Annotated in this window: 12 protein-coding genes and 1 pseudogene; 5 read left to right on the top strand and 8 right to left on the bottom strand. The window is 71.5% G+C overall.

What is annotated here, in order from left to right; translation table 11 throughout:
• Positions 1-282: pseudogene (locus ABZ904_RS01855) on the bottom strand (hypothetical protein); the annotation flags it as partial.
• Positions 283-422: 140 nt separating this feature from the next.
• Complete coding sequence (locus ABZ904_RS01850) at positions 423-1,946, bottom strand: DUF4331 domain-containing protein (RefSeq protein ID WP_360994263.1); 1,524 nt, start codon at positions 1,944-1,946, stop codon at positions 423-425.
• A 206-nt stretch (positions 1,947-2,152) separates the two neighbouring features.
• On the opposite strand from ABZ904_RS01850, the gene ABZ904_RS01845 reads away from it, so the two are divergent.
• The 3 genes from ABZ904_RS01845 to ABZ904_RS01835 all read left to right on the top strand — a co-directional run bounded on the left by ABZ904_RS01845 (position 2,153) and on the right by ABZ904_RS01835 (position 3,901).
• The gene (locus ABZ904_RS01845) at positions 2,153-2,695 is read left to right on the top strand and encodes a sigma-70 family RNA polymerase sigma factor (protein WP_359391765.1); all 543 of its coding nucleotides are present in this window, start codon (positions 2,153-2,155) and stop codon (positions 2,693-2,695) included.
• Entirely contained in the window at positions 2,692-3,516 is an 825-nt protein-coding gene (locus ABZ904_RS01840) for an anti-sigma factor (RefSeq protein ID WP_360994266.1), read from the top strand. Before ABZ904_RS01845 ends, ABZ904_RS01840 begins: the two co-directional genes overlap by 4 nt.
• A 115-nt stretch (positions 3,517-3,631) precedes the next feature.
• Positions 3,632-3,901, top strand: a complete 270-nt coding sequence (locus ABZ904_RS01835; protein WP_359391703.1) for a hypothetical protein — start codon at positions 3,632-3,634, stop codon at positions 3,899-3,901.
• A gap of 54 nt (positions 3,902-3,955) precedes the next feature.
• Here the strand turns inward: ABZ904_RS01835 and ABZ904_RS01830 are convergent, their stop codons facing one another.
• From ABZ904_RS01830 to ABZ904_RS01820, 3 genes are read right to left on the bottom strand one after another with little or no spacing between them, the layout of a single operon-like run.
• Positions 3,956-5,164 (bottom strand): CaiB/BaiF CoA-transferase family protein, encoded by a 1,209-nt coding sequence (locus tag ABZ904_RS01830; RefSeq protein ID WP_359391704.1) that lies wholly within the window; start codon positions 5,162-5,164, stop codon positions 3,956-3,958.
• Positions 5,165-5,196: 32 nt separating this feature from the next.
• On the bottom strand, positions 5,197-6,000 hold the full coding sequence (locus ABZ904_RS01825; RefSeq protein WP_359391705.1) for an ABC transporter permease: 804 nt from the start codon (positions 5,998-6,000) through the stop codon (positions 5,197-5,199).
• A complete protein-coding gene (locus ABZ904_RS01820; protein ID WP_359391706.1) occupies positions 5,997-6,953 on the bottom strand; it encodes an ATP-binding cassette domain-containing protein in 957 nt (318 codons plus the stop codon). The genes ABZ904_RS01825 and ABZ904_RS01820 overlap by 4 nt, the downstream gene beginning before the upstream one ends.
• A 63-nt stretch (positions 6,954-7,016) precedes the next feature.
• Here ABZ904_RS01820 and ABZ904_RS01815 point away from each other — a divergent pair, with 63 nt between their 5' ends.
• On the top strand, positions 7,017-7,730 hold the full coding sequence (locus ABZ904_RS01815) for a TetR/AcrR family transcriptional regulator (RefSeq protein ID WP_359391707.1): 714 nt from the start codon (positions 7,017-7,019) through the stop codon (positions 7,728-7,730).
• Here the strand turns inward: ABZ904_RS01815 and ABZ904_RS01810 are convergent.
• Genes ABZ904_RS01810 through hmgA form a run of 3 tightly spaced genes read right to left on the bottom strand, consistent with a single transcriptional unit; the run spans position 7,727 to position 11,031 of the window.
• Complete coding sequence (locus ABZ904_RS01810) at positions 7,727-8,902, bottom strand: type ISP restriction/modification enzyme (protein WP_360994272.1); 1,176 nt, start codon at positions 8,900-8,902, stop codon at positions 7,727-7,729. The genes ABZ904_RS01815 and ABZ904_RS01810 overlap by 4 nt on opposite strands.
• Before the next feature lie 12 nt (positions 8,903-8,914).
• Complete coding sequence (locus tag ABZ904_RS01805; RefSeq protein WP_360994275.1) at positions 8,915-9,664, bottom strand: GntR family transcriptional regulator; 750 nt, start codon at positions 9,662-9,664, stop codon at positions 8,915-8,917.
• Between the two features lie 26 nt (positions 9,665-9,690).
• Positions 9,691-11,031 (bottom strand): homogentisate 1,2-dioxygenase, encoded by a 1,341-nt coding sequence (hmgA, locus tag ABZ904_RS01800; RefSeq protein WP_359391710.1) that lies wholly within the window; start codon positions 11,029-11,031, stop codon positions 9,691-9,693.
• A gap of 200 nt (positions 11,032-11,231) precedes the next feature.
• On the opposite strand from hmgA, the gene ABZ904_RS01795 reads away from it, so the two are divergent.
• The gene (locus ABZ904_RS01795; protein ID WP_360994279.1) at positions 11,232-11,813 is read left to right on the top strand and encodes a hypothetical protein; all 582 of its coding nucleotides are present in this window, start codon (positions 11,232-11,234) and stop codon (positions 11,811-11,813) included.
• Positions 11,814-11,841 lie beyond the last annotated feature (28 nt).

Genomic DNA, 11,841 nt, shown 5'->3' with positions numbered 1-11,841 from the left:
GGCCGTTGGGCCGGCGTCCTGTCTGATCGCCTTGGGGCTGGGGGCGGATCGGGCGGAGGTCGTGGGTCGAGTGCGTGTGCCGGTCGGCTCCGGGGCGGGGGCCGTTGCGCCAGGTCCCTGGCCGGTCGTCTCCGGGGTCGTGGCCGGGCCGGCCGTCCCGGTGCCCGTGATGCTTCCCTTGGGCCCGGTCTCCGCCGCGCGGAGCGTCGGCCCTGTCGGCTCGGCCTGCGGCCGGTCGCCGTGCCCGCTCTCCGGCGCGCTGTCGTTCGTACGCGGGGACATGCCCTCTCCTCAGTCTTCCGGGCGGAAACGGTCGTTGTCGCGGATGGGGTAGCGCGGCCCGCGCCGTGGGGGATGTGAGGGGTACGGGCCGCGCCGTTCGAGGGGACGGGGACCGGAGGGCCGCCCGTCGGACGGGCGGCTCAGTACGCCCGGTAGCGGGTGCGCCGGCGCCACCACATCACGGCGGTGCCGATCAGCAGCACGCCCGCCACACCCGCCGCCGCGGAGCTCGCGATCAGCGCGGTGTCCGGGCCGCTGGAGCCGGTCGCCAACAGCCCGTCACCCAGCTGGTTGCGCACGCTGTTGCCGGTGCCCTTCGCCAGGGGACCGCGCGAACCCGAGGTCGGCTCGGCCAGATACGGGAAGGAGTGCCCGAACTTCTTGTCGTTCGCGTCGACCGCGTCGCCCAGGTCGTTCTTGGCGCCGACCAGTTCGCCCTCCACCACCTGGAGCGCCTCGTCGATCACGTCGTCGGTGAGCCTGCGCCCGTTGGGGAAGCCGGCGTTGTCGCCGTCGAGCACACCGAGCCGCTTCGGGCTCGCGGCGGGCTTGATCGAGGTGTTGAGCCGCAACTCCTCGGCCGCTCGGACGTACGGCGGCTGGTTGAGGCCCTTGACGCCCTTCAGGAAGACGTCCACCAGGTCGTTGCGCGGCTCGGCCGGCGCCTTGATCTTGTAGTTCGCCTCGATGAGCTTCGGCAGCTCCGGGTTGGTCACGTTCTTCAGGAACTGCCCGTCGTTCCAGGGCGCGGACGCGTTGAACTTGTCCTTGTCCTTCTGCGGGTTGACGACCTCGTTGACGAGCGGGTTGCCGAGCCGCGAGACCTGCGTCCAGTCGCCGTGCGCGTCCTTGCGCTGGACCGTCGACCAGATGCCGACGATCGGCTGCTTCGCCGACTCGCGGATGTAGTCGTTCGGCACCTGCAGCGCCAGGGAGTTGACGTTGTAGCCCTTGAGCGTGTCGTTGCCGACCTCGGAGAGGTTCCCGCCGTACAGCAGGTCGAAGACGCGGAGGTCCGCGAAGAACGGGTCGTCCGCCTGCCCGGCGAACGTCGTCGCGCCGCTGGTGAGTTTGTGCACGGCCTGGTCGCGCAGCGTGCCGTAGTCCGGCATCGACGCCTTGCCCACGTCGGACGGCGCGACCGGCACATCGTCCGCGATCTTGGTGCGTGAGACCAGCTTCTGGTTGTGCAGCTTGAGCAGGTCGATGTCGTAGGTCTGGGTGACGTTCAGGTCGGGGTCGTCCAGGCCGGTGACCGGACCGGTGTTGTACAGGAAGGTGTTCTTGTTCTTCGTACGGGTCTTGAACGTGTAGCGGAAGAGCAGTTCGCCTTGGGCGTCACCGTTGTTGTCGATGTGGATGTCGTACTGGGCGTCGTCCGCGAAGGTGTAGAAGTTGGGTCCGCCCGCCGGCTCCTCGAACGGGACGAAGTTCGCGACGATGGTCGTCGTGTCCGGCTTGTCGGGGCTCACGAACGCGTACAGATCCGTGTTGTCGTACTTCGGTTGCCCCGAGATCAGCGGGGCCTCCCGGTGGGAGGAGGCGGAGGCCGCCCCCGGTTCCAGCGCGGTCACGCCGGCGGCTGCGAGCCCCCCGGCGGCCAGCGCACCACAGATGAGGGTCGCGACGCTCCTGCGCCCCGCGCTCCTGGAGATAGGTGTCATGCCGTCCGTCCTCAGTGCCAACTTGCCTGACGCACCGGGATTCGGAGCTGCCGCCGAGGCGGATTGGTCGATCCTGAAGAATCTTTTCGTGCCTGCTCGACCCGCGTTTTCCCCCTGCTGATCCGTATCCCATCCGAAGGCGTGAGCGCAGCGAATGTCACAGTGGAGTGAGCATGCCGGGCACGGCGGCGGTGAGGGGGGTACGGGTGGAGGCGGACGAGCTTCTGGTGCTGGTGGCCGGAGGTGACCAGAAGGCGTTCGAGGACCTGTACGGACTGGTGTCGGGGCCGGTGTTCGGCCTGGTGCGCCGGGTCGTACGGGACCCGGCGCAGTCGGAGGAGGTGGCCCAGGAGGTGCTGCTCGAACTGTGGCGCTCCGCCCCGCGGTTCGACCCCGGCCGGGGCAGCGCCCTGTCGTGGATACTCACCCTCGCGCACCGCCGCGCCGTCGACCGGGTGCGCAGCGCCCGCGCGGCCGGTGAACGCGAGCAGCGCGAGGCCCGGCGCGCCCACCATCCGGCCTTCGACCAGGTCGCCGAGGAGGTGGAGGCGGGCCTGGAGCGCGAGTGGGTGCGCCGCTGCCTGGACCGGCTCACCGCCCTGCAACGCCAGTCGGTGACGCTCGCCTACTACGACGGTTACACCTACCGTGAAGTGGCCGAGCGGCTCTCGCTGCCGCTCGGCACGGTCAAGACGCGGATGCGCGACGGACTCACCCGGCTGCGCGAGTGCCTGGGAGGAGTCGCATGAGCATCCTCGGCCGACTGTTCGCACGCGAGGACCTGCATTCCCTGGCGGCCCCCTACGCCCTGGACGCTCTCGAACCCGCGGAGCGCGTGAGGTTCGAGAAGCACCTCCAGGGCTGCGAGCGCTGCGCCGCCGAGGTGCGGTCCCTGTCCGAGGACGCCGTCCGCCTCGCCTGGTCGACGGCGGCCCTGGCCCCACCCGGACTGCGCGACCGTGTCCTCACCGCCGTGCGGAACACCCCCCAGGACCCCTCGCCGGTGGCGGACGTGCCCCGTGCCCGCGCGCCGCATCTGCCGCCGCACGTCTGGGGGACCGCGCCGCCGCCCGCACGCATCCGTGCGCCCCGGCTGCGCCCCCTGTTCGCCCCGCTCGCCACCGCGACGGCCGCGGCGGCCCTCGTCGTCGCCGCGCTCTTCGCCGTCCAGGCCACCCAGACGCAGCACAAACTCGACGCGGAGCGCGCCCAGGCGCGTGAGATCGCCCACGTTCTCGCCGCTCCTGACGCCCGTGCGACCAGCGACCGGGACGCCCAGGGCCGAGGGATCGGAGTGATTGCTTCCGCGTCCGAGGGGCGCGCCGTCGTCACCCTGCGCGGACTCGGTGCACCGCCCGGCGGGCGTGTGCATCAACTGTGGCTGATGCGCCCCCATGAGCAACCACGCTCCCTGGGGCTGTTCGACGGCGACACGCCCTTGGTCGCGAGCGGTCTGAACAGGTCGGCGACGTCACTCGCCGTCACCGTCGAGCCCGACGGAGGCTCACCGCAGCCCACCAGCCAGCCAATTGTCCAACTCGCCCTGCAATCCATCGGATTCGGACAGTAGTCGTCAACCCCCTTATGGGGAAGGTGAATCCTGTGACCGCGATACACGAGTGCCACCTGGGAGCGATAGGGTTACTCTGCCCGGGCCGGGTGGACTCGTACGGGTGGGGAGTGACATGGATCAGATAACAGTGCGCAGCAGGGCGAGGGTCCCTGCCATCACGTGCGGGAGCAGCGCGACCAGTTCGCGCCTCGACCGTCATCTCTCGGTGCTGGCCGGCCCCGCCGTCCCGCAGCGTGAGACGGCCGAGGCCACCTCGCTGATGCGCGAACTGACCTCGCGTGAGCCTGCGCAGGACCGTACCGGCAGGGGTGCGCGGGTGAGCAAGGTCTCGCTGTTCGCGCCGCTGCGCCGGCTGCGTCGTTCGCTCTTCGGCGGGCGCTGAGCACCGGCGTCCCGTACGGCGCCCGCGACGCGGGCGCCCGGCAAGGGCCCGCGCTCAGGCGGCCACACCGTCCCGGCACAGTGCTGCGATCTCGTCGTCCGTCATCCCCACGGCACGCAGCAGGGCCTCGGTGTGCTCCCCGAGCGCGGGCACATTCCCCATTCGTGCCTCGTTCCCGCCCGGCAGCGTGATCGGTGGCAGCAGTGCTTTCAGCGGCCCGACCGGCGTCCCCACCTCCCGCCACCGCTCCCGGGCCGCCAGCTGCGGATGGTCCGCGACGTCCCACAGGTCCCTGAGGCGTGCGCACGCGATGCCGGCGGACTCCAGCCGGGCCACGGCCTCGTCCGCCCCGAGCGGGGCCAGCGCCTTGCCGACCAGCGCGTCCGTGGCCTCCCTGTGGGCGACCCGCGCCGCGTTCGTCGCGTACGCGGGATCTGTCCCGAGCTCCGGCCGCTCGAGGACCTGCTCGGCCAGCCGCCGCCACTCCCGGTCGTTCTGCACGGACAGCAGCACCCGCCCGCCGTCCGCCGTGGGATAGGCGTCGTACGGGGCGATGACGGCGTGCGCCAGCCCCGTGCGCGCCGGGGGAGTGCCGCCGTGCATCGCATGGTGCAGTGGATGTCCCATCCACTCGGCGAGCGCCTCCAGCATGGAGATCTCCACCGGCCCGCCGCGCCCGGTCGTGCCCCGGCGGACGAGCGCCGCGAGGATCCCCGAGAACGCGTACATGGCGGCCGCGATGTCGGCCGCCGGGATGCCTGCCTTGACCGGCTGCTCCGGTGTGCCGGTGACCGACACCAGACCGGCCTCGCACTGGACGAGCATGTCGTACGCACGCTTGTCCGCGTACGGCCCCGACGCCCCGTAGCCCGAGATGTCCACGGCGACCAGCCGCGGGTGTGCCGCGCACAGGGTGGCCGCGTCCAGGCCGAGCCGGGCCGCGGCCCCGTGGGCGAGGTTCTGCACGAAGACGTCCGCGCCCGCGATCAGCCTCCGTACCGCGGCAAGGCCCCGCGGATCCTTCAGATCCAGGGCGATCGACTCCTTGCCGCGGTTGCACCACACGAAGTGCGAGGCGAGCCCCCGGGCGGCGGTGTCGTAGTCGCGTGCGAAGTCGCCTCCGTCGACCCGCTCGACCTTGATCACCCGGGCACCCAGATCGGCGAGCTGCCGGGTGGCGAAGGGCGCGGCCACGGCCTGTTCGACGGCGACGACGGTGATGCCCTCCAGGGGCAGCGGAAGTGGATCCATGCCGGGGATCATGTCCCGTGACCGCCGCCTTTGTCAGCAGGCGGTCAGCGCTCCTGACGTGTGTACCGGCGGACAGCCAGCGGCCAGAAGACCGCGGTCAGCACCGCGCACCAGGCAAGGGACCCGGCCACCGGGTGGGCCACCGGCCAGGCGCTTCCGTCCGGGACGGCCGCGACGTGGGCACCTGCCTGCCCACCGGAGAACAGCTCCCGCAGGGCGGTGGTCACCGCGCTGATCGGGTTCCACTCGGCGAGCGTGCGCAGCCAGCCGGGCAGGTTCCCGGTGGGGATGTAGGCGTTGGACAGCAGCGGCAGCACGAAGGTGACGCCGCCGAGCTGCCCGGCGGCCTCCTCGCTCCGGCTGAGCAGCCCCAGGTGGATCCCGATCCAGGTGCACGCGAACCGGAACAGCAGCAACAGGCCGACGGCACCCAGCGCCTGGGGCACGGATCCCTCGATCCGCCAGCCCACCGCGAGGCCGACCAGGAGCAACGGGACCGTCCCCGCGGCGGTGACCAAGAGGTCGGCCACCGCCTGGCCGAGCGGTACGGCCGCCCGGCTGATCGGCAGCGTTCGGAAGCGGTCCATCACGCCGCGGTGCGAGTCCTGGGCGGCCTGGAACATGCCGGTCATGATGCCGCCCGCCGCCGTGGCCGCCAGCAGCCCCGGCACCAGGAAGCTGCGGTACTCCCGGCCGGGCATCGCGACCGCGCTGCCGAACACGTACCCGAAGAACAGCAGCATGGTGATCGGCATGGTCTGAGTGAGGATCGCGAGCCCCGGATTGTTGCGGATCCGCCGGAGCTGACGGCCGAGCAGCGCCGTGCCGTCGTACGCCCATGTCGTCATGCCGCGAGCTCCTCACTGTTCGCAGAGGCGCTGGTCAGGCGCAGGAAGACCTCGTCGAGGGTCGGGGGGCGCAGGCTCGCGTCGAGCAAGGGCACGCCGGCCGCGTCCAGTTCGCGTACGAGGCGGGGAAGGGTGAGCGTGGGGTCGGTGGTGACCGCGCCGACGGCGTTTCGGTCGTGATCGAAGGTCGGTTCGGCGCCGGTGAGCCGGTCGAGCACGCCGGCCGCCTTCACCAACGCGTCCGCCTGGGCGACGACGACCTCCGCGTGCGAGCCGATGAGCGCCTTGAGGTGGGACGGCGATCCCGTGTGGGCGACCCGGCCCCGGTCGACGACGGCGATGTCGTCGGCGAGCCGGTCGGCTTCCTCCAGGTACTGCGTGGTCAGCAGCACCGTGGTGCCCTGCTGTTTGAGGGCGTGCACGGCCTCCCAGATCCGGTTGCGGCTCGCCGGGTCGAGCCCGGTGGTGGGCTCGTCCAGGAACAGCACCTCGGGTCGGCGGATCAGGCTCGCCGCGAGGTCCAGACGGCGCCGCATGCCGCCCGAGTAGATGGACACGGGCCGGTCCGCGGCCTCGGCCAGACCGAAGCGGTCCAGAAGCTCACCCGCGCGTCCCGCCGGGTCCCGGACCCTGTGCAGCCGTGCGAACAGCCGCAGGTTCTGGCGCCCGGTCAGGTCGCCGTCGACCGATGCGTACTGCCCGGTGACACCGATCCCGCGGCGCACGGCCTCGGGCTCGCGCACCAGATCGTGGCCCGCGATCCGCGCCGAGCCGGCGTCCGGCCGCAGCAGCGTGGTGAGCAGCCGTACGGCCGTGGTCTTGCCCGCGCCGTTCGGCCCGAGCAGCCCGCAGACCGTGCCCCGAGCCACCGCCAGATCCAGTCCCCGGACGGCATGGACGGTCCCGAACCGCTTCTCCAGACCCTCACTAAGTACAGCGTACGTAGTAGTCATGGCAGGACCATAGCGCACTACGTACGGTGTACGTAACTAGGATGGGAGCCGAGGTGATGAGCGATGGCGGGCCGAGCGGCCGAACCCGAAGTGATCTGGTCGCGTCCCGAGCGTGCGGGCCGGGGGCCGAGACCGGCCTACCGCCGAGCCGACATCGCGGCGGCCGCGGTGCGGATCGCCGACGCCGGGGGGCTGGACGCGGTCTCGATGCGGCATGTGGCGGCCGAGCTGGGCTGCGGCACCATGTCGCTGTACAACTACGTTCCCCGCAAGGAGGATCTGTACGAGCTGATGGTCGACGCCGTCAGCGGTGAACACGAACTGTGGGAGCCCTCCGGTGACTGGCGTGCCGACATGCTCCGGGTCGCCCACCAGACCCGCGACCTCATGCGCCGCCACCCCTGGCTGCCGCGCCTGATGTCGGGGATCTACGGTTTCAGTCCGAACGTCCTGCGCTACGTCGAGCACTGCCTGGCCTGCCTCGACCCGCTGGAGGCGCCCGCCGGCACGAAGATGGAGCTCATCGCGATGCTCAACAGCGTGGTGACCATGTACGTCGCCAACGAACTGGCCACTGCTGAGCGTGCCCGGTCCCTGCCCTGGTCGGAGGAGCAGGAGAACGCGGCGCGGACGGCCTACCTCGGGAGCCGGATCGCCACGGGCGCCTACCCGCGAATCGCCGCCGCCTTCTCCGAGGCGCCGGGCCCGGTCGATCTGGAGGCGGCCTTCGAGCGCTCACTCGGTCGGATGCTGGAGGGGTTCGCGCCCAAGGGCTAGATCAGCGCGAACTGACCCTCGGGGCCTTCCTCGTGGTGGTCGAGCACCGAGGCCGGGCGCCGTGCCGCCGCTGTCACCGGCAGTACCCCCGCCGTGCGGAGTTCGGCTGCCGTGAGGGCGGCGGTCACCTCCAACTCCGCCCACTGCGGACGCAGTTCCGCGAGGAGCGCCAGGACCGTGATCAGCTCCAGGAGCTCCGACGTCCAGGTCTGGGGCCACGTCGCCGGGCGGATCGCCTCCAGGGTGCCGGGTACGGCCCCCGCGGTCCTCGCGGTGAACCACTGCTCCAGGACGCGGACTCCGCTCACCTCGAAGTCCCAGGCCTCCGGGGGCAGCGGGGAGATGCGGCCCTCGTCGAGATGGAGGGTCTCCTCGTCACGGTCGTAGTGGAGCGCGAGGGGGCGTGCGGGCAGCGGTGCCCGGACGTAGGGGCGGCGCCCGCCGGGGAGTTTGGGGCGTTCGCCGTCGCGCCGCATCAGCCAGAGCATGCGGTGGCCCAGTTCGACGCCGTGGGTCCAGAGCGCGGGGTCCTCGGTGAGCGGGACGGTCAGGCCGTCGGGCCCCGGGCGTACCGCCGCCATGCTCCAGGCGAGGACGTCGACGGGCGCGGGGGACAGGCCCAGCCGGGCGGTCAGATGCCCCAGCAGGCCCGGCGCCAGATTGGGTTCGGCACCGCCGGGGCGGCGGTAGAGCGGGCGGATGCGTCCGGCGCGCAGTACGGGAAGCAGCGAGGAGGCCAGCAGCAGCGGGCCGGGGGAGTCGGGCGCCGGGGCCGTCTCCACCGTGAAGACCTGCTGCTCGTCCGCGACGCGCCACAACTCCGGCCGCGCCACGTCGATCAGCCGGTGGTCGGGGATCAGCCACTGCTCGTCGAACGGGGCGCACAGCACGCGTACCGGCTCCGGGCAGGGGCCCGAGGCGCGCACCAGCTTCTCCGTGCCGCCGGAGCGGCCCGGAAGCTGTCCGACAGCGGAGTACAGCGTGCGTGAGCGTGTCGGCTCGAACAGCGTCTCCCGGTCGGGCCCTTCGGCCTTCGTGAAGGCGTCCCAGCGTGCCTTGAGCGAGGCCGCGTCGGGTGCCGCAGGCCAGGCGCGGCCCGGCCGCAGGGGTGCGACGGACCACGGCATGAGGTCCGCGAGCAGCGGAGCGTCGTCGTGCGTCACGCTGGGCATCGTACGACGTGCTCAGGTGGCCTCGAGGGTGACCGTGAAGGAGAAGCGGTCGCCCCGGTAGTGGATCACCGCCACATCGAGCGGCCGTCCCCCGGCGTCGTACGTGACGCCCGTGTAGTGCAGGATCGGGCTGAGCAGCGGCACTTCGAGCAGCCGGGCCGTCTCCGGGTCGGCCAGCCGTGCCTCCACGGTGTCCGTGATGCGACTGATGTCCGCGCCGACCACGTCCCGCAGCACCTTGGTCATCGGCCACCGCACCAGGTCCGCGTGGTCGATGCGCTCGGCCAGTTCGGGGCGGACGTAGTTGCGGGCGTGGTTGGTCGGCTCACCGCTCTTCTCGTCGCTGCGCAGCCGGTGGTACGTCGCCACCTCGGCGAGATCCGGGAAGTGCTCGGCGAGTTCCGCGGGCACCGGCTTTCTGCCGTGGTCCAGCAGCTCGGTCGTCATACCGGACTGCTGGGCCACGATCGCGTCCACCGAGCCCAGCAGCCGCACCGGGGCACCCCGTTGCGCGCTCGGCTCGATGAACGTGCCGCGTCGGCGGTGGCGGGTGATCAGCCCCTCGACCTCCAGCTCCTTGAGCGCCTGGCGCATGGTCAGCACGCTCACCCCGTAGTGCCCCGCCAACTGCTCCTCGGTGGGCAGGCGCAGCGGATCCTGCGCCGAGCGGCCGAGTATCGAGGCGCGCAACGACTGCGACACCTGGTACCAGAGCGGCAGCTTGCGGTTCAGGACGATCGAATCCGGGGCGAAGGAGGTCACGGGCTATCCGTACCGGTCGTCGGCGCTCAGTGCAACGGGCGGAAGTGGCGCTGGAGGCCCTGCCACACCCCGTCGTAGCCGCGCTGCAGGTGTTCGGCGTGTGCTGCGTGCGGCGTCAGGGTCAGCGGCCAGCGGGTCTCGAACATGAACGCCAGCCCGTCGTCGATCTTCTGGGGCGCCAGCTCGGCCGCACTGGCCCGGTCGAACGTCTCCCGGTCGGGGCCGTGCGCCGACATCATGTTGTGCAGCGAGCCACCACCCGGCACGAAGCCCTCCGCCTTGGCGTCGTAGGCACCTTCGACGAGGCCCATGTACTCGCTCATCACGTTCCGGTGGAAGTACGGCGGCCGGAAGGTGTCCTCGCCCACCAGCCAGCGCGGCGCGAAGACCACGAAGTCGACACCCGCGAGTCCCGGGGTGTCGCTCGGCGAGGTGAGCACCGTGAAGATCGACGGATCCGGGTGGTCGTAGCTGATGGTGCCGATCACATTGAAACGCCGAAGGTCATAGACGTACGGCACATGATTCCCGTGCCAGGCGACGACGTCGAGCGGCGAGTGGTCGTACGTCGCCGTCCAGAGGTTGCCGCAGAACTTGTTCACGACCTCGACGGGACCCTCGACGTCCTCGTACGCGGCGACCGGCGCCCGGAAGTCCCGGGCGTTCGCCAGCCCGTTGGCGCCGATCGGGCCGAGATCGGGGAGGCGGAAGGGGGCGCCGTAGTTCTCGCAGACGTAACCGCGTACGGCCGGGCTCTGCCCGCCGTCGGGCGCGACGTCCAGCAGTTCCACGCGGAAGCGGACACCGCGCGGGACGAGTGCCACCTCCGCGGGTTCCACGCGGAGCATGCCGAACTCCGTGTGCAGCAGCAGGCCGCCACGCTCCGGGACGATCAGCAGCTCGCCGTCCGCATTGCTGAAGACACGGTCCATGGAGGCGTTGGCGTGGTACAGGTGCACGGCCATGCCGGTGCGCTGGGTGGCGTCGCCGTTGCCGCCCAGGGTCCACAGCCCCTGAAGGAAGTCGGTCCCGGCCGGGGGTTCGGGCAGCGGATTCCAGCGCAGCCGGTTGGGGTCGGGCACCGTCTCGGTGAAGGGGGCCGACCGGATCGCGCCGTTGTCGGTGCGGGTGAAGGTGGGGTGGGCGGCCGAAGGGCGGATGCGATACAGCCACGAGCGCCGGTTGTGGGCCCTCGGCTCGGTGAACGCGGTACCGCTCAGCTGCTCCGCGTACAGCCCCAGTGGCGCGCGCTGCGGCGAGTTGTGGCCCTCGGGCAGCGCACCCGGGAGCGCCTCCGAGCTGTGCTCGTTGCCGAAACCGGAGAGATAGGTCAGTCCCTCCGCGATCTTCCTCGCGTCCCCGTTCATCACGGCTCCCTTGTCGCTGATTCCTATGTATCACCGTAGGATTCGGGTCCGTGGTACGCAAGAGGGAGTTGAGGTCGGCCCCCCGGCCTTGCGGTCTCCAGAGCGGCCCTTCTCCAGCCCCGGACCGGCGGCGCGGAAAGCCGGGAGAACCAGCCTTGAGGGGGATCCGGCCGTCCTGCGCGTGCAATACGCTCCCGGCCATGTCGTGGACGCGCGGAGTGCTCGCCGCGCTCGCGGTGGGCGCCCTGCTCGGCGGTTCGGCCGGCTGCGGCTCCGGCGACGCGCACGAGCGGAAGGGCGAGGTGGCGGCCTCGCCGGTGGGCAAGGTGCTGGACGGCACGGACGAGGAAGGGCGGCACTACCGTGAAGTCGACATGAAGGACGCACCGCAGATCGCGCTCGAGGTGCAGCCGGACTCCGGTGACGACTGGGACGTGCGGCTGACCGTCCGCAACTTCCGCTTCTCGCCCGTCGATGCGCACCCGGTGGCGGTGGCCGGGCACGGCGTCGCGCGGCTCTACCTGGACGGCCACCCGCTCACCCGGCTGCGGTCTCCTGACTACCACCTCAGCGGCGCACTGGTCCCGCGCGGTACGCATCACGTCACGGCCCGCCTGTACGCGGACGACCAGACCGTGTGGGCGGTGCACGGAAAGCCCGTGGAGAGCACCGCGGACATCACGGCGTCGGAAGCCGTATCGGGTACGAGCCCGGACGGCAACGCGGGTACGAACCCGGACGGCAAGGCGGGTACGAGCCCGGACGGCAAGGCGGGAACGTGAGGAGCGGGGAGTCAGGTTGGAGTGGCGG

The sequence above is a fragment of the Streptomyces sp. NPDC046900 genome (assembly GCF_040644975.1).
Classification (GTDB): Bacteria; Actinomycetota; Actinomycetes; order Streptomycetales; family Streptomycetaceae; genus Streptomyces.
This window is presented reverse-complemented; position numbering and strand designations above follow the sequence as displayed.

Excerpts from the sequence above, each read along its gene's own strand:
- ABZ904_RS01850 (WP_360994263.1), bottom strand. The coding sequence starts at position 1,946 with ATGACACCTATCTCCAGGAGCGCGGGGCGCAGGAGCGTCGCGACCCTC.
- ABZ904_RS01840 (WP_360994266.1), top strand. The coding sequence starts at position 2,692 with ATGAGCATCCTCGGCCGACTGTTCGCACGCGAGGACCTGCATTCCCTG.
- ABZ904_RS01835 (WP_359391703.1), top strand. The coding sequence starts at position 3,632 with ATGGATCAGATAACAGTGCGCAGCAGGGCGAGGGTCCCTGCCATCACG.
- ABZ904_RS01830 (WP_359391704.1), bottom strand. The coding sequence starts at position 5,164 with ATGATCCCCGGCATGGATCCACTTCCGCTGCCCCTGGAGGGCATCACC.
- ABZ904_RS01825 (WP_359391705.1), bottom strand. The coding sequence starts at position 6,000 with ATGACGACATGGGCGTACGACGGCACGGCGCTGCTCGGCCGTCAGCTC.
- ABZ904_RS01820 (WP_359391706.1), bottom strand. The coding sequence starts at position 6,953 with ATGACTACTACGTACGCTGTACTTAGTGAGGGTCTGGAGAAGCGGTTC.
- ABZ904_RS01815 (WP_359391707.1), top strand. The coding sequence starts at position 7,017 with ATGGCGGGCCGAGCGGCCGAACCCGAAGTGATCTGGTCGCGTCCCGAG.
- ABZ904_RS01810 (WP_360994272.1), bottom strand. The coding sequence starts at position 8,902 with ATGCCCAGCGTGACGCACGACGACGCTCCGCTGCTCGCGGACCTCATG.
- hmgA (WP_359391710.1), bottom strand. The coding sequence starts at position 11,031 with ATGAACGGGGACGCGAGGAAGATCGCGGAGGGACTGACCTATCTCTCC.
- ABZ904_RS01795 (WP_360994279.1), top strand. The coding sequence starts at position 11,232 with ATGTCGTGGACGCGCGGAGTGCTCGCCGCGCTCGCGGTGGGCGCCCTG.